The following is a 16,880-nucleotide window of genomic DNA, read 5'->3' on the forward strand; positions in this document are numbered from 1 at the left end:
GGTTCTTTTGGCGACGATTATTGTAGCGTTAGTAGCTGCTGTTCTAGTCATTATCGGATTAGTAGCGTTCAATGTCAGACACGCTTCGGCCGAGAAGGAAGAGATCAAAGAAGATGTATCGAATCATCCTGACGTGCCGCATAGCGAGCCAGAAGTTGCGGCGAGACCTGTAGAGCCTGAAGTGGAAGAAAAAGCGTCAGAGCCTTCTCAGACAGATGATGCTCCGTCAGGTGATGATTTCTATAGACAGGCGCTTCAAAAGTTTAAGCAGCCAGAACCACCTGTCAAAGAAGAAGAACCAGAGACGAAAATGAATGATGATATGTATCGTTCTGCTTTACAGAAACTAAAGCAGAAGGACAAATAAAAAGAGAACCTTTCGTCAGGTTCTCTTTTTATTGCACAAAAAAACCGCCGGCATAAAAGCCGAGCGGTTTTCCTTCACTCTATAAAGTGCTAAAAGAGCAGATGCTCTTAAATTACGCTTTGTTAACGTTAGCAGCTTGTGGTCCACGGTTACCTTCAACGATTTCGAAAGAAACTGATTGACCTTCTTCTAAAGTTTTGAAGCCTTCGCCTTGGATAGCAGAGAAGTGAACGAATACATCGTCTTGACCTTCTACTTCGATGAATCCGAAACCTTTTTCAGAGTTGAACCATTTTACTTTACCTTCTAACATGAAATTTCCTCCTAAAGCGATCTTAACGCTTAAATTCACTATTCTTGCTCTTACACAAACTTCAAAGACGAAAACTCTTTCAAAACTTTCTTCTTAAAGATGATACGAACAAAAATAATTACCTTTACTTTACCAGTGTTTGCGGGAAAAAACAACTGTTATACGAAAACTTTTTTAAAAATAATTAGCGCTAACAAATTGAGGAAAAAGCCTATATTAAGTGTTCTCTTTTTCGTCCAGAAAAGCTCACTTGGTTTCTGCCTGACTGCTTCGCTTTATAGAGCTCCTGGTCTGCAATAATCGGTAATTGTTTCATGTTTTCACTTGTTCCTGCATCATAGGCACATCCAATTGACACCGTAATGTGAATCGATGTTCCGTTTTGTAAATAAATTGGCTGATCCGCCATTTTTTTTCGTAAACGTTCCGCAATTTGCCATGTTTTTTCAACGGAACAATTCGGTAAAAGCACAGCAAATTCTTCACCGCCGATTCGCCCAATATAATCAGAGCTTCTTGTGTTTTTAATTAGCCTTGTTCCGATTTCTTTTAAAACGATATCTCCCTCATGATGTCCATACTGATCATTGATGGTTTTGAAATAATCGATGTCTAGATAAATCAAGGACATTTGATGGATAGGTTGCTTTAAGTTCAGAGAAAAAGCATCACTTAATATTTCATCGAATTTCCGTTTATTTAAAACACCAGTTAAAAAGTCATAATGAGCTTGGAATTTATACAAATTTAACATCTGATACGCTTTTGTTTGATGCTCAATGACATAAAAGTTAAATAAACCGGCAATATACGAGAACATCCAATAGGCAGCATGCAGTTCAAATGATCTTTCATTGACGATGATGATAAATAAAATCGTCGCTATGACGTTGCTCATGGTAATAGATAACAGCATTTTTACGACGTGATTGATATGACGCTCAGCAATTAAAAAAGAAGCTGTGGCGATAAATATCATGGAAAAAATATTAATGAAAGAAGCGACATTGGCTTCGATTAATAATCGGCCAATAATGATCACACAGGCTGCAATGAACGTTTGTGCAATGCCTCCATAAAATGCCGTTAAAATAAGGGGGATATGTCTTAAATCGATGATGGCTGGTCCTGCTTTAATAGAGAAAAACATTAAGAGGACACCGAGTAACCCAGAAATCATTCCTTTATATATTTGTCTGAGCAGGGTGTCTTCCTTTTTTAAAAAATTCTCTTTAAACACAAGCATCAATAAATAATGGAAAGTGACAAGAATTGTTAAATTAATAAAGAGGTCTCTTAGCAAAATAAAATCACCTTTTTAAAATTACTAAAATTTGTTGCAAAAGAAAAGGGGAAACAAGATAATTAATAAAAATTTCACTTATGAGGGGTTTAAAATGAGGAGAAAACAATTTCCAGATCGAACGGACTCGCTTTCTTTTTTGAGACGTGGCCTGATGAAGGATTTGAACGAGATATGCCCATTGAATATCAAGATCTAACGTTTCGGTTTGAGAACGAGGAAGAGCGATTTGTGGTGACGATGTCTCTTGGAGTACAAGAATTTTCTTTGAAGGCTGTTCGAAAAAAGGACGCATCCGTTTTAGGAGTATATGCCTTTAAAACTGTGCGACATGTAGAAAAAAAGGATCGGCAGCATGAAAAAGAGCTGTTGATACAATTAGATGGTGTGGAACGGTTTGTTATCACGGTTATCACGATCGAAATCACCTTCTTGCCTTCCTTCTGCATCATGGTGAAAGAGCATTTTTCAGGAGAATAAACAGGAGCCTTTCTGAAAAAAAGGCTCCTGTTTTAGTTATTTGTGCTCGATGTCATTGAGTACTTGCTGAATAGATTCATCATCCATTACATTCATGACACTTTCATCAATGCGAAGAGACTGGGCGTAAGACTCTCTCGGCGGCTGATGAGTTTGGTATGTTTTTGATGATGTTTGATGCTGGCTTGTTTCATTAGGCTGGACAGCGGTGAATGCTTGCTTGATCATTTGTCCTACTTCAGCTGTGCCTTTTGAGTCTTTACGTGAATGTGAATGGGACTCATGACGAGATGACTCATGATGGTGTTGATCTTTGCCTTTCATCATTGAGGACAAATTCATTTGAGTCATGCTGCTTAGTCTTCTCCGTAATAGTGGTGAAAATAATGCAATGATGGCTGTTGATGCTGCGATCATTGCACCAGTACTCATACCTTTTCTCTTTTTAAACAAACGAATCCCTCCATTTGATCGTGATGATACTTCTTCATCATGTTTAGGATGACCAATCAAGGCTGATTTATGAATTCATTGCTGAAATAGAGGATGTGTGCATAAAAAGTCTGCTGGATGAAAAACCTATGAGCAAAAGGAGGGAATAAATTGATGAATAAGAAATGGATGCTATCTTTATTACTCGTTCCAACATTGATCACTGCTGGGTGTGGAATGAACAACCAAGGCGATGAACGAAGAGGAACAATGAAACGAAAGTACGAAAATGTCACATATAAGAACGACAACATGAGACAGGATCAACCAAATGTGCAAACACCTCAGAAGGTGAAAGTAGCAGATAAGGCATCAGAGCTTGTTGCCAACATGTCTGAAGTGAAAACAGCGAACGTACTTGTCACAGGGAAAAATGCGTTTGTTGCTGTCGTGCTTGAAGGCAATAAAAGCGGAGATGTAACAGACGATTTGAAAAAGAAAATTTCTGACAAAGTCAAATCGACGGATCAACAAATTGATAATGTGTATGTATCTGCTAATCCAGACTTTGTCGATCGTATGGCAGGGTACGGAAAACGTATTAGAAGTGGAGAGCCAATTTCAGGATTCTTCGACGAGTTTACTGAAACGGTTCGACGTGTCTTCCCTGAATCAAAATAGCTACGACAAAAGCCGTATGTCATATGCGGCTTTTTTGTTTGGAACCGCACCTTGCGCACCTGACTGCATAAAGTAAAAAATATATCACCTCTTGTTGATCTTTGTTTTTTCATAGAGAGAAAGAGGTTGCAGGATGAATTCAGGTGGGGAGTAAATGAAAGCAAAACCGTCATTAATTCATAAAAAACTTGTAAGCGGAATGATTGCAGCAGGTTTGATTTTTTATGCGTTCACTGCGTACTTGATTTATGTAGGGTTCCAGCTGGCAGAGCAATATCTAGAGCAGCATTCTTCGCCTAAAACGGTCTTAACGGAAGGACTCAATAAGCAAGTCTATGAACATATTCGAATCTACTATGCAAAGGATGAGGGCGCCTTTGTCGATTTGACCATAGAAGCGCTGGAACAGGCAAAGAAGAGAACGATGTCAGTGTTTCAGTATGAAGCTGACAAACCGTTAGATATCATTTATTTTGATGATAAAGAGACGATTGAGCAATTTGCCGGTATCAAGCATATTACAGGTTTTTATTCTGATGTTGATCATATGATTGGATTATACCCAGATAAACGGGAAGAATTGTTGAAGAAAGAGACACTGCCTTTATACTTTTTCAACACGTTATTCATTCATGAGTATGCCCATTTTGTTTTCTATGAAAAGGTGCATGCATACAATGTATCTCCAGTCGTCTTTCCCCTTTGGTTCCATGAAGGAACAGCAGAATGGACGGCCTATGATGTGCTGAACGCCACGTCTGAACGGTTTGACGTCATTCCTTTTAAATCTCTTTATTCTGATCAAGACTGGCAAGAATCTCGCACGACGTATGAGACAGATGTTTATTTACAAAGCTACTATATGATCTATGAGCTTGTGCAGCTTTATGGACGAGATGTCATACATGAGATCATGGAGGAAACGGCGAAAACTAGTCGTTTTGATAGAGGATTTGAACAAGCGACAGGACAACGTCTCACAGATTTTGAAGAGCAATTTAAACTGAATTATCAAAGAAACAACGGCTGACCTGTAAATAGGGCGGCCGTTGTTTTTGGTTAATGAAGCGGTTTTTGCTGAGTGGCTTTGCTTGGCGGCATCTGCACTTGTCCCTGCATAGGGGCAAATGTAGACGTCATCGCCTGCATATCTTGCGCTGTAAGCTGCGGAACTTGATAATAGCTATGTTTGTTTTGATATAAGAAAATTTCATACGCCATTTCAATAAAGTTCGGGATTTGCGCTGCAAGCACACGTCGCACCACAGGGTTTGTGACCTCTAATGCAGTCATTGAGAGTAATCCAGCATGAGATTTCACGAGACCAAGCATATGCCCTGTAATTCCCGCATCTTTTACATCCTGTATTGATTGATTTGGCTTCTTAGGCTGAGATGGTTTTATTCCGTATGTCACCTGTGTCTGTTCTTTCATCATATAAGTAGATGTTTCTTCACTAGGCTTTTGACCAGTAGAAAAGCAATCTACCGTGACGTTGTACTGGGACAATACAAATTGATATTGTCGATCTAACATGTCGGATAATGCGGGATCTTGGATAAATTGTCGAAAGATCATGTATTGATCCAAAATATTAATGGTCCCTGCTAATACCTCATGTAAATCAAATAACTCATGCCCGCCATGATTGAATTGGGGCTGCTGGACATGTCCTTGAACGTTTGGTTGCTGATCGTTTTGCATAAAGAATCCTCCTTCTGTTTATACAGTCTGTTTTAATGTGAGGAAGTTTTCCTCCTTTCATGCAAAAAACATTATTTACAATTAGAGGGTTTTCTTCCTTTTTGTCGAAAAAATGTATCAGACGAATGAACATGGGGGTACCAGATGCAGGACAAAATCATTAATCGTTTGATAGAAGACGAACATGTGCAGGCACCAGTGATTGGCATCGGTGTTTCGCCGTTTGAACAGCATCATCTTGAGGCTTTTTTTCAATCATTTCCGCATGAATTAAATGCCTCTTTTATTGTTGTGCAAAATCATGTGACAGGCGATTGTGTAACTGATTTGGAAGCACTTGTTTTACCGATTGGCTACCGGGCAAAGCCGATTAAGCATGGTGAGAAAGTCATGAAAAATACGATTTATGTTTGTCCGCAGCATGCAGCTGTGACATTGACAGAAGACAAACGGCTACACATAACAGAGCAGCATCCTACGAACAAGGCGTGTGCTGTAAATTCATTGTTTCAGTCACTTGCCAATGTGCAAAAGGAAGAGGCCTATGCGATCTTTTTTCAAAAAGGCTATTGTGTAGGAAGTGGTTTGCTTCAAATCGTTGAGCAAGGCGGTACAGCCATATCGTGCAGTGAGACAAATAGTGGGTTTGATCGTATGTATCATCAAACATTTCAAGACCCTTCTGCACTTGCGTCATATATAGCCAACATCATCAACGTTCCGCATACAGATGTTGCAGACCCTGTTTTGATCAGAATCATTGAACGTCTTGAAATGCATAAAGGAATTGCATTTTCAACCTATGAGAAGCGCAGACTGCTCTCTGTCATTCAAAAAAGAATGAGGAGTACGAACCAATCGATCTCCTTATTGTCCGAGTACGATCGTTTATTAGAGAGAGAACCAGATGAGCTTGATTGCCTGCATGTACAGCTTTTAAGCGGCACGACTTCCTTTTTTAGAGATATGGAAGCCTTTCGAGTATGTGAACATCACATCATTCCGTCGATCATTGATAATACATTGAAAAATGGGAAATCTCGATGCCGCATTTGGATTGCAGGATGTTCTACAGGTGAAGAAGCCTATTCTTTTGCGATGTTATTTTTAGAAGAAATGAAACGAAGACAAGTGTCCATTGAACTTCAAGTGTTTGCAACAGACATCAATCGGAAAGCCATCCAAAGTGCAAGCAAAGGTGTTTATTCGCTTGAGTCTATGGCACGGATGCCAGAAAAATGGAGGGCGCGATATTTCGAAAAAAAAGGTGACGCTTTTATTGTGAAGCAGTCGCTTAGAAAACATATAGTCTTTGCTCCTCACAATTTATTGATCGATTCACCTTTTATCCACCTCGATTTTATCAGTTGCCGAAATGTTCTGATGTACTTCCAGCCAGAAGTACAAAAACGAGTCTTATCTCGATTCCAATATGCACTAAAGGATCAAGGGATGTTGATATTAGGACCGAATGAAAAGGTACCCAATATCCCTCGTTTATTTCATTTGTTAAATGAAAAGTGGAACATTTACACCCACTCAAACGTTCCTAAATACAATGCAGGTCATACGGAGTTAAAAGAACGAGCTGTCCAATATATGAAAGAAGTAGAGCAGGAGTATGATGCATGTTTCATCATAGACGATTGCGAGAAAATCCTCGCGATATCAAACGGTGCCTATTCTTTCTTAGCGCATGCAGAAGTCTCAGATGAATTATGTGAATATGTAACCCCTGATTATATGAAAGAGATACTAAGTCAAAGCTTTGAAAAGGTATGGACTGAAGAGACTGAGGTTGTTTTTCAACATGTCCTCATTTCGGAAAATGGAAGAAAGCAGTATGCAGATTTTACAGTGAAACATTTTGATCGCCGTTTTAAAGGAGTATACGTCATTCTCATTCGGAAGAGTGAGAGAGGAAAAAATCAAAAGAACGGCAGGGACAAAGGGATGTTAGAGCAGAATTCGGTTTATCAACAGCGAATTGTCGATTTAGAAAACGAGCTCAATGAGGTCAAACAAAAGGAGCAAGAAGCAAGGGCTCAATTAAAAGAAAAAAACAAGCAAATAGAAGTGCGCGAGAAAACAAACGAGCATTTTATTAATATTATAAACAATTTAAAGGTGACAAGAGAAGAACTGTACCGGCCGTCTGTGAAGCCAGAACTTGCCACGTTGTTTGTGGACCGGGAAATGAATATTCGCTATCACACTCCTACAGCTACCTCTTTATTCACTTCAGCTCAAACCCGGCACCAGCAAACGTTTCAGTCGATGGTGAAGAAGTTATCGAAGGAAATGCTCTATCATGATATTCAATCTGTCATTTCAGATAGGCGCGTGATCGAACGTGAAATTGAAACGAACGAAGGAGAACAATTCACGGTTCATATGACGCCTTTCTATGATCAAGATCGCGAGGGAGCAGTGATGACCTGGATCAAAATGACCGAAATGACGAAATTGAAGCAGGCTCTTCATCTTGCGGTGACAGCACTTGATAACAGCCATATTCATATTGTGGTTGCAACAGGAGAAGGTGTCATTCAGTGTGTCAACCAGCGCTTTTGTCAGTTTGTACAACAGCATGAATATGACTTGATCGGAAAAGATATTTTTTCTGTCTATTATGCGTTGTGTCAATGTGATGATCTAGCGAAACAATGGGACGTGTGTTTAAGAGAGGGCAGCTGGACAGGTGAGCTGTATTTTCAGGACTTATCAGGGCGTGAGCGATGGGAAAGAGTCTCTTTACACCGAATCGATGACCCTGACAAAATGCAATCTACTGTCATGCGGATTTCAGAGGATATTACAAGTCAAAAACAGTCTGAGAAAATGCTGATGAAGTCTGAAATGCTGTCAGCAGTTGGACAGCTTGCAGCTGGTATTGCCCATGAGATACGGAACCCACTTACGTCGTTAAAAGGCTTTTTACAGCTAATGATTCAAAGTAAAAAGTATCAGAAGGATTATGCCGATGTGATGATGTCAGAGTTTAATCGGCTTGAGTCTATTATTAACGAATTCCTTGTGCTCTCTAGAAGTAAATCTGTTAAATTTGAACCGGTGAATGTGAATCTTCTGCTCGAAGAAGTCATTATGGTCGTTGAATCTCAGGCGGTCTTAAAAGGAGTGTCGATTCAAAAGAATCTGGCGCCCTCACTGCCACATATTCAAGGCATTCCAAATGAATTGAAACAAGTGTTCCTTAACATTCTTAAAAATGGAATTGAAGCGATGGATGGAGTAACAGGTGTGATCCAAGTGACTTCATTATTGAAAAATGACCAAATGATGCTGATATTTGAAGACCAAGGAAAGGGCATACCAGAAGAGGAGATTGGGAAATTAGGTGAACCTTTTTACACAACGAAAGAAAAAGGCACGGGTCTTGGATTAATGATGACCATTAAGATTATTGAAAGCCATGGCGGTACCATTCGTTTTGAGAGCAAAAGCTTTGAAGGGACACGTGTGATTATTACATTTCCAAGTAATTGAGATCAGCTTTACATGAAATCCATCCAGTCTTAATAATTGCTTTGTACACTAGAAGAGATGAAGTTCAAAGGGGAGAAATCTAATGAAACGTATACAATCTATTCGAATGGTCTGTTGTTTGATTTTGGTGATATTTAGTCTGCAATCTTTACTGCCTAGTATCATGACAGCTGAGGCGTTTTCTTCTTCTGAGAAAAAGCAGACTTTATGGAAACAAACAAAGCCGATGAACATAAAAAAAGCCCGAAAACTGATAGGAGAAACGGTAACGGTGAGCGGAATCGTAACAGCAGATCAATCCGCTATAGGGAATGGGAAACTATCAACATATATTCAAGACAAAACAGCTGGTCTCAATATTTATTCTGCGCAGCCTAAGAATTTTCCAGAACTGAAAGCAGGCATGAAGGTCACGGTGACTGGCAAGGTGACGACTTATAAAGGGCTCGTTGAAATTGTGCCAGATCAAGATCGTCTGAAGATAGAGGCTGTGAATCAGCCATTGCCTTCGCCAAAGAAAGTTTCCATTAAACAATTGGAATCGGATCAGGCAAGCAAATATGAAGGAAGATTAGTGAAGGTAAAAGGCTATGTAGAACAGACGCCAGATCAGCCAGCTGGCGGTGGATACAATGTGGTCATCATCGATAAAAAATATCATAGCACAGTCCTTAGAGTCATGGTTGATACGGGTGCCATTGATCAAGTGAAGACCGGAAAATGGTATGAGTTTACTGGCGTTTTAAGCAGATATGATACGCTGCAAGTACTTCCAAGACACAAAACCGATGTCAAATTGCTGAAGCACCAGCCAAAGCCGCCAAAAATCAAAAAAGAATATGAGGCAACGGTAGATCGTGTTGTGGATGGAGATACCATTCATTTGAAGAAGCCTGTGCTCGGCACAACAAAGGTACGCTTCGTGAATATGGACACACCAGAAACCTACCACAAGCCAAAAAATGAATTAGATCAAAACCAGCTGCGCTTTGGACAAAAAGCGACGGATTATTTAAAAACACTTCTTTCAAGTGGTGATCGAGTCACATTAAAGATTGGCCCGGAAGCAAAGGATGGATATGGACGTCTTTTAGCTCAAGTCAAAACCAAAAAAGGGCTGAATACGAACCTAGAGCTTGTGAAAAAAGGATATGCCCCTACTTATTTCATCTGGCCTGTTGGAGATGAAAAAGAGTATCAGATGTTCCAACAAGCAGTGAAAGATGCCAAGGAAAAAGGGCTTGGTATTTGGAATGAAGAAGATCCTCTGCTAGAACAGCCGTTTGAATTTAGAGCACGCGAGCAGAAAAAAGGGCTCACACGTTATGTGGGGGATTCATCTGCAAAAACCTACGTATCACCTGACAGCTGGAATGAGATCGATGTAGATAAACGTGTCTTTTTTGCTTCTAAAGAAGAAGCAGAGCAGGCAGGATATCAGGCGTCAGAATCATCCAGTGAAGTCCCATTAACCATTTTAAGCATGAATGATTTGCATGGGAAAATTGATCAGCAATATGAGCTGGATGTAAAAGGTGATGGCAGTAAAGGAACATATGGACGGATGGATTATGTGGCGGCTTATATAAAACAAAAGCAAGCTGCGCAAAAAAATACACTGACAGTTCATGCAGGAGATATGATAGGCGGAAGCTCGCCAATATCTTCTCTTTTACAAGATGAACCAACGGTTGAACTAATGGAGAACATCGGCTTTGACGTTGGGACAGTTGGCAACCATGAGTTTGATGAAGGTGTAGACGAACTATTACGAATCTTAAAAGGTGGAGATCACCCGAAAGGCACAAAAGGATATGATGGGCAGAACTTCCCGCTTGTTTGTGCAAACTGTGAATACAAGGATACTGGCAAACCACTTTTACCGGCCTATGAAATCATGGATGTCGAAGGAATTCCTGTGGCTTTTATCGGGGTTGTGACAACATCAGCGGCAGGTATGGTCATGCCAGAAGGAATTAAAGACATTCAATTTACTGATGAAGTCCAAGCTGTCAATGAAGCAGCGAAGGAATTAAAGCAAAAAGGGATTAAAGCGATCGCAGTTCTGGCTCATATGACCGCCTCTCAAAATGGTGATACCATTACTGGAGAAAGTGCAAGGCTTGCCAAAGAAGGTGATGACGAAATCGATGTCATTTTCGCTGGCCATAATCACGAAGTGGTCAATGGAGAGGTAAATGGAAAATTAATTGTCCAAGCCTTTGAATACGGAAAGGCAATTGGAGAAGTCAATGTCACACTTGACCGGAAAACAAAAGATATTGTCAAAAAGAGTGCAAACATTCAGTATGTGGACCAGGCTGGTATTGAAAAGGATCAGGAGGCAGCGGACATTTTAGCTCGTTACGGAAAAGAAGTGGAGCCGATTATTAGTGAGGTGGTTGGAGAAGCAGGGGTCAAGATGGAGGGCGGCTATTCAAATGATGGTGATACACCACTTGGCAATCTCATTGCGGATGGCATGAGATATTCAATGAAAAGTGACTTTGCCATGATGAATGGTGGCGGCATCAGACAAAATCTCGAAAAAGGACCCATTACTTGGGGAGACCTCTTTAATATTCAGCCATTTGGAAATGTGTTAGTGAAGCTGGACATTAAGGGGAAAGATTTAGTTGATATCATTGAAGCTCAAATATCTCCTCAATTTGGACCGGATTATAGCATTTCAGGCTTTTCTTATTCGTACAATCCGTTAACATATAAAGTAGTCGACTTAAAACTGCCTGATGGTTCTTCCGTTGATTTCGATAAAACGTATACACTCACAGTGAACAACTTCATGGCGACTGCCACTGGAAGTAAGTATGCACCGATTGGGCGGCTAGGGAAAAATCCGGAAACAGGCCCAGAAGATTTAGAAGCAACGGTCGCTTTTGTAAAGAGCTTCGAGGGAGCTTCTATTGTGTATCAAAAAGAAGGCCGAATTCAACAAGCGAAACAAGAAGAAAAGGCAGCAGCAAGCTAAAGAATCATCAGCAAAGACAAAGGAGTTAACGCATGAAAAAATGGCTTGCAGTGATTGTCATGTCAGTGGGGATTGTGGTGCTTGGCTGGGGAATCTGGCAAATGGCTTCTACTCACTTACAAACAGCACATTCTTTAGAGGAAGCAAAGAAGGTCGTAGAAACTGATCAAGGGATGACAAAGGAAAAATTTTCACCTGAAATGGGGAAAGCCTCTGGCATCCTGACCATTCCGAAATTAAAAGCCGATTTGCCGATTGTTGAAGGGACAGATGCGGACGACCTTGCCAAAGGCGTCGGTCATTATAAAGGCAGTTATTACCCTGATCAAAATGGACAAATCGTTTTGTCGGGACACAGGGATACGGTCTTCCGCCGGACTGGTGAACTGGATATTGGGGATCAGCTAAAAATCACTGTACCGTATGGTGAGTTTGTTTATGAAATCACGCATACGAAAATTGTGGATCAGCATGATACATCCATTATTACCTTACAAAATAAAAAGGAAGAGCTTGTGTTAACCACATGCTATCCATTTCATTTTGTCGGCAACGCACCAGAGCGGTACATTATTTATGCGAAAAGAGCATCTGTCTAACGTCAAAAGAGCCTGTATGATCAGGCTCTTTTTTCTACATATTGTCCATTAATTCAGCCATATCAGGTAGGAGCGGTGCTTCTATCGTCAGCTTTTCACCTGTGAATGGATGGTTCATGTCTACTTGTTTGGCATGAAGGGCGCATCTGTTTATCAGGTCACGCTTCCCGCCATATAATGTATCGCCAGCTAAAGGATGCCCGAGACTGCTAAGATGGACCCGAATTTGATGCGTTCTGCCTGTTTCTAATCGCAGCTTAACGGCCGTCATCTGTAAACGTTTATTGAGATGGAAGACCTCATAATGAGTCTTGGCGCTTTGACCAGTAGGAGAAACCCTCCTTCTGACGGCATGGTGTTTATCACGTCCAATGGCTGCTTGGATCGTTCCTTTCTTTTTCTTAAACAGTCCTTGTGCGATGGCAAGATACGTTCTGTTAATCGCTTTTTTTGAAAGCATTTGATCGAGTACAGCATGTGCCAACCTGTGTTTGGCAAAAATGACGGTGCCACTTGTATCTTGATCCAGCCTATGTATATGTCTGACCCGCTTTTCTTCTCCATTTGCTTGAAAATGGAAAGCGACTAGGTTCGCCAGCGTACCTGTTTGTCCTTTTTCATTTGGATGCGTCGGCCTTCCAGCAGGCTTTTGGACAACTAATAAATGCTCGTCTTCAAAGAGTACCTCTAATTCACCGTATTCTGGCGTCACATCACTTTCTTCCGTCTCAAATAAATCAATGATAATCTGATCACCTGTACTCACTTTTGCAGCATGGTGGGCAGGTTTTTGATTGAGACGGACTTTTTGGTGCTCCATCCAAAAATGGATAATCGGTTTAGAGGCAGACACTTCGTCTTTTAAAAATTGACTTAAGGAAATGCCATTTTGCTGCTCACCTACTTTTAGGGAGAGCGTGTGTCCTTTTATGATCATGATATTCGTCCTCTCTTTGGGTATATATAGGAAACACTTACCTTAGCGAATGACTTTTTTTCTGTGCTATTCTGAATGGAGTAATAACGACAGAGAGGTAGATGCCACGTGAGATTAATGAAAGCTGCGACAGACCTTCAAGAGCAGGCAATTGAAGAAGTATCAAAGGAAATTGAAGATCTCTTATCCCATTCTGTCAATGGAGAAGCGCAGGAAAAACAACCCCCGCTTACATTCATTGATGGTGTGTATAACGGGACAATGGATGATGCTTTTCGTATCTTATCAGGACTTCAGCTATTACATACCATTATTTTAAAGCCGAAGCGACATATCACAAAACGAGATCGTGAGTTATTTGAACTCAACCGTGAACAAGTTAATGCGTGCGGTTTTTCTTTCCCGTTTGATTTAGATGATTTTGCAGGCCGTCACCTTCAAAATGCGTAAAAGTTGGTGTGAACTTCCTTGTTAACTTACAAGGTCGTCGCACATACTATTTTTAAGGGAACGGAGAAACCTTCAAGATCTGTAATACCAATTCCGCTCTTTTTCAACAATGTCTATTCTCCACGAATCGGAGCGCTTGGATCTCTTGCAGAAAGAATCGAACATGACAGGAGCCTGACAAAACGATGCAGGCTCCTTTTATACATAATCATTTTAGCAGACATTCATCTTTGAAAGTCAATTTTATTCACGATATGATAGCAGTATGGAAGATATTTCAGACTTTCGGAAAAAAGGAGTGGCCTCTTTGGTAAAGGCGATTATATTTGATTTTGATGGATTAATTTTAGATACAGAAACACATGAATATGAGGTTCTGCAGGAAATGTTTGCGGAGCATGAATCGGAGCTGCCTCTGTCTGTATGGGGAAATGTGATTGGAACGCAGGCAGGTTTTAAGCCTTTTGAATACTTGGAAGAGCAGTTAGGAAAGACATTAGATCATGAGGCACTCACAGAAGACCGGCGTTCACGTTTTCAAAAGAGAATGAAGGACGAAGCAGCAAGACCTGGTGTAGAAGCTTATTTAGAAGCGGCAAAGGAGCTTGGAATTAAGATTGGACTTGCTTCCAGCTCAGATTATAAATGGGTGTCTGATCACCTGAAGCAAATTGGACTTTTCGATTACTTTGAATGTATCCGCACGTCAGACGATGTGGAAGAAGTGAAACCTCACCCAGAACTTTATTTGCAAACCGCACAATGCTTAGGCGTTGAGCCAAAAGATTGCGTGGCATTTGAGGACTCTGTGAATGGGTCAATCGCTGCCAAACGAGCGGGTATGAAATGTGTCATCGTGCCAAATAAAGTGACGAGCACACTGCAGTTTGAAGAATATGATGCGAGATTAGAATCCATGGCTGAAATCGAATTGCTCCAGCTATTCCATCAGCTTGAAAAAGAGGATCAGTAAGGGGGCAATACATCATGGCAGAAAAACTAGATTTAACGCGATTTGAAAAAAGAATGGTGATTCGAAATATTAGAGAAGAAGATATCGACCGAATCATTGCATTGCAAGAGGTATGCTTTCCAGGCATGGACCCTTGGAAAAAAGAGCACCTTGAAAGCCACCTTGAACATTTCCCAGAAGGCCAGTTCTGTGCGGAATTCGAGGGAGAAATCATTGGCTCATGTTCAAGTTTATTAATTAACTTTGATGAATACGATGATCGTCACACATGGCAGGACATCACAGATGATGGATATATCACAAACCATAATCCAGATGGGATGAATATGTACGGAATTGAAGTAATGGTCAGTCCTGAGTACCGCCGGATGAAAATCGGTCATCGTTTATACGAAGCAAGAAAAGACTTAGCGAGAAGATTAAATTTAAAAAGCATCATCATTGGCGGACGTATCCCGAATTATCATAAATATCAAGAGGAAATGACGCCTCGCCAATATGTAGAGCAAGTCATGCTGCACCAAATTTATGATCCTGTGCTATCTTTTCAGCTGTTAAATGAATTTAGCCTGATGCGGATCAATCCGAATTACTTGCCGGATGATAAAGCTTCCAGTACGTACGCAACGCTAATGGAATGGAACAATGTCGATTATCGCCCGCAATCGAAAAGATATTATAAATCGGCGTTCCCAGTACGAATTTGTGTCATTCAATATGCAATGAAGCAAATTCATTCCTTTGAGGAATTTATGAATCAAGTGGAGTATTACGTGGATGTGGCATCAGATGCGTCAGCTGACTTTGCCGTTTTCCCGGAAATCTTTACAACGCAGCTTATGTCATATTTAGAAGAGAGATCACCAAGTCTAGCAGTGCAGCGGATTACAGAATATACCGAGGACTACATCAATTTGTTTACAGATCTCTCGGTCAAGTACAACATTAATATCATCGGTGGTTCTCATTTCGTTGAAGAGGAAGGGAAAATCTATAATATCGCCTATTTATTTAGACGTGATGGAACGATTGAAAAGCAATATAAGCTGCATATCACGCCGAATGAAAGAAAATGGTGGGGGATTTCAGCTGGTGACCAAGTCCGGGTATTTGATACGGATTGCGGGAAAATTGCGATCCAAATTTGCTACGATATTGAATTCCCTGAGCTTGCTCGAATTGCAGCTGACAAAGGAGCGAAAATTATTTTCACTCCATTCTGTACAGAAGACCGTCAAGGCTATTTACGAGTACGTTACTGTGCGCAGGCGAGAGCGGTTGAAAATCAGATATATACGGTCATTTCTGGAACGGTCGGAAACCTTCCGCAAACAGAAAACATGGATGTCCAATATGCACAATCAGCAATCTTTGCACCATCTGATTTTGAATTCGCAAGAGATGGCATTGTAGGGGAATGCAACCCGAATATTGAAATGGTGGTTGTCGGTGATGTCGACTTAGAAATATTAAGAAGGCAGCGTCAAGATGGGACGGTTCGTCAGCTGAAAGACCGAAGAAGAGACGTGTACCATATTGAATATAAGAAATAACCAAAACAAGCGCCCCGCAATTATGCGAGGCGCTTTTCTTTATGTTTACATTTTCTTTAATGCGAGTGTAGCAAAGTGGGCAATGCTTTTGGCAGCTAAAAATGGAACGTCTGATTTGACAAGAGATTGATAAATCGTTTTTTCTACTTGTTTCCATGTAAGAGCAGGCTCTTCTAAAAGATTTTTTAAATCAGGTCCTACATGCTGGTTGAAAAACTGCTCAAATTGTTCGCGTTTTTCTTGTCCGGCAATCACTTCTAATTTTTGTAGCCACTTTTCTTGTTTTTGGAAAGATTGTTCGATGTTTTGTTTAATGGTGTCTGTTGTTGAAGGAAGCTGAAAATCACTTTCTGCTGTCACCTGCTTCGTTTGAATAGATGCAGCATCAGCTGTTTGTGTAATAGGTGAAGCGAATAAAAGGACAGAGGTGGAGAGCATCAAAGATTTTGCGATTGTTTTCATTAAGAAAACCTCCTAGTTCATTTAGTATTGTGCACGAGATTTATTATACATTTTTGTTAAAATAAGGTAATGGGGCTTACCGCTTATTTTTTCATGCGACAAAGGGATGCCAAATGAAAAGACGAATATA

Annotated in this window: 15 protein-coding genes and 1 pseudogene; 10 read left to right on the plus strand and 6 right to left on the minus strand. The window is 40.5% G+C overall.

Going from position 1 to position 16,880, the window contains the following annotated elements; all coding sequences use genetic code 11:
• Positions 1 to 7: 7 nt before the first annotated feature.
• Positions 8 to 367 carry a hypothetical protein gene (locus NSQ17_RS04755; protein ID WP_017360371.1) on the plus strand — a complete coding sequence of 120 codons (360 nt, stop codon included), beginning with the start codon at positions 8 to 10 and terminating at the stop codon, positions 365 to 367.
• Between the two features lie 112 nt (positions 368 to 479).
• Here the strand turns inward: NSQ17_RS04755 and cspB are convergent, their stop codons facing one another.
• Positions 480 to 680, minus strand: coding sequence for a cold shock-like protein CspB (cspB, locus tag NSQ17_RS04760; RefSeq protein WP_008349061.1), 201 nt, complete (start codon positions 678 to 680; stop codon positions 480 to 482).
• A gap of 211 nt (positions 681 to 891) precedes the next feature.
• Complete coding sequence (locus tag NSQ17_RS04765) at positions 892 to 1,983, minus strand: diguanylate cyclase (RefSeq protein WP_058337544.1); 1,092 nt, start codon at positions 1,981 to 1,983, stop codon at positions 892 to 894.
• 94 nt (positions 1,984 to 2,077) lie between these two features.
• On the opposite strand from NSQ17_RS04765, the pseudogene NSQ17_RS04770 reads away from it, so the two are divergent.
• Positions 2,078 to 2,463: pseudogene (locus tag NSQ17_RS04770) on the plus strand (hypothetical protein).
• A 36-nt stretch (positions 2,464 to 2,499) separates the two neighbouring features.
• On the opposite strand, the gene NSQ17_RS04775 reads toward NSQ17_RS04770, so the two are convergent.
• The gene (locus NSQ17_RS04775; protein WP_342467904.1) at positions 2,500 to 2,916 is read right to left on the minus strand and encodes a spore coat protein; all 417 of its coding nucleotides are present in this window, start codon (positions 2,914 to 2,916) and stop codon (positions 2,500 to 2,502) included.
• Positions 2,917 to 3,069: 153 nt separating this feature from the next.
• Between NSQ17_RS04775 and NSQ17_RS04780 the strand changes: the two genes are divergently transcribed.
• Positions 3,070 to 3,576: a YhcN/YlaJ family sporulation lipoprotein gene (locus NSQ17_RS04780; RefSeq protein WP_342467905.1), complete on the plus strand. Its 507-nt coding sequence runs from the start codon at positions 3,070 to 3,072 to the stop codon at positions 3,574 to 3,576.
• 154 nt (positions 3,577 to 3,730) lie between these two features.
• The gene (locus tag NSQ17_RS04785) at positions 3,731 to 4,606 is read left to right on the plus strand and encodes a hypothetical protein (RefSeq protein WP_138278319.1); all 876 of its coding nucleotides are present in this window, start codon (positions 3,731 to 3,733) and stop codon (positions 4,604 to 4,606) included.
• A gap of 29 nt (positions 4,607 to 4,635) precedes the next feature.
• On the opposite strand, the gene NSQ17_RS04790 is transcribed toward NSQ17_RS04785, so the two are convergent.
• The gene (locus NSQ17_RS04790) at positions 4,636 to 5,280 is read right to left on the minus strand and encodes a spore coat protein (RefSeq protein WP_039169240.1); all 645 of its coding nucleotides are present in this window, start codon (positions 5,278 to 5,280) and stop codon (positions 4,636 to 4,638) included.
• Between the two features lie 144 nt (positions 5,281 to 5,424).
• On the opposite strand from NSQ17_RS04790, the gene NSQ17_RS04795 reads away from it, so the two are divergent.
• The 3 genes from NSQ17_RS04795 to NSQ17_RS04805 all read left to right on the plus strand — a co-directional run bounded on the left by NSQ17_RS04795 (position 5,425) and on the right by NSQ17_RS04805 (position 12,375).
• The gene (locus NSQ17_RS04795) at positions 5,425 to 8,787 is read left to right on the plus strand and encodes a CheR family methyltransferase (protein WP_342467906.1); all 3,363 of its coding nucleotides are present in this window, start codon (positions 5,425 to 5,427) and stop codon (positions 8,785 to 8,787) included.
• Between the two features lie 82 nt (positions 8,788 to 8,869).
• On the plus strand, positions 8,870 to 11,776 hold the full coding sequence (locus NSQ17_RS04800; RefSeq protein WP_342467907.1) for a 5'-nucleotidase C-terminal domain-containing protein: 2,907 nt from the start codon (positions 8,870 to 8,872) through the stop codon (positions 11,774 to 11,776).
• Between the two features lie 32 nt (positions 11,777 to 11,808).
• Entirely contained in the window at positions 11,809 to 12,375 is a 567-nt protein-coding gene (locus NSQ17_RS04805) for a class D sortase (protein WP_217967402.1), read from the plus strand.
• A 34-nt stretch (positions 12,376 to 12,409) separates the two neighbouring features.
• On the opposite strand, the gene NSQ17_RS04810 is transcribed toward NSQ17_RS04805, so the two are convergent.
• Positions 12,410 to 13,312, minus strand: a complete 903-nt coding sequence (locus NSQ17_RS04810) for an RluA family pseudouridine synthase (protein ID WP_342467908.1) — start codon at positions 13,310 to 13,312, stop codon at positions 12,410 to 12,412.
• Positions 13,313 to 13,420: 108 nt separating this feature from the next.
• Between NSQ17_RS04810 and NSQ17_RS04815 the strand changes: the two genes are divergently transcribed.
• From NSQ17_RS04815 to NSQ17_RS04825, 3 genes are all read left to right on the plus strand, one after another.
• Positions 13,421 to 13,762, plus strand: a complete 342-nt coding sequence (locus NSQ17_RS04815) for a DUF5365 family protein (protein ID WP_024719947.1) — start codon at positions 13,421 to 13,423, stop codon at positions 13,760 to 13,762.
• A 307-nt stretch (positions 13,763 to 14,069) separates the two neighbouring features.
• Positions 14,070 to 14,735: an HAD family hydrolase gene (locus NSQ17_RS04820; protein ID WP_017366913.1), complete on the plus strand. Its 666-nt coding sequence runs from the start codon at positions 14,070 to 14,072 to the stop codon at positions 14,733 to 14,735.
• A 14-nt stretch (positions 14,736 to 14,749) separates the two neighbouring features.
• Entirely contained in the window at positions 14,750 to 16,288 is a 1,539-nt protein-coding gene (locus NSQ17_RS04825; RefSeq protein ID WP_007497061.1) for a bifunctional GNAT family N-acetyltransferase/carbon-nitrogen hydrolase family protein, read from the plus strand.
• Between the two features lie 45 nt (positions 16,289 to 16,333).
• Here NSQ17_RS04825 and NSQ17_RS04830 read toward each other — a convergent pair whose 3' ends face one another.
• Positions 16,334 to 16,750, minus strand: a complete 417-nt coding sequence (locus NSQ17_RS04830) for a hypothetical protein (protein ID WP_024719949.1) — start codon at positions 16,748 to 16,750, stop codon at positions 16,334 to 16,336.
• Positions 16,751 to 16,880: the final 130 nt, after the last annotated feature.

The organism is Bacillus sp. FSL W8-0629, assembly GCF_038593225.1.
Lineage (GTDB): Bacteria > Bacillota > Bacilli > Bacillales > Bacillaceae > Bacillus > Bacillus altitudinis.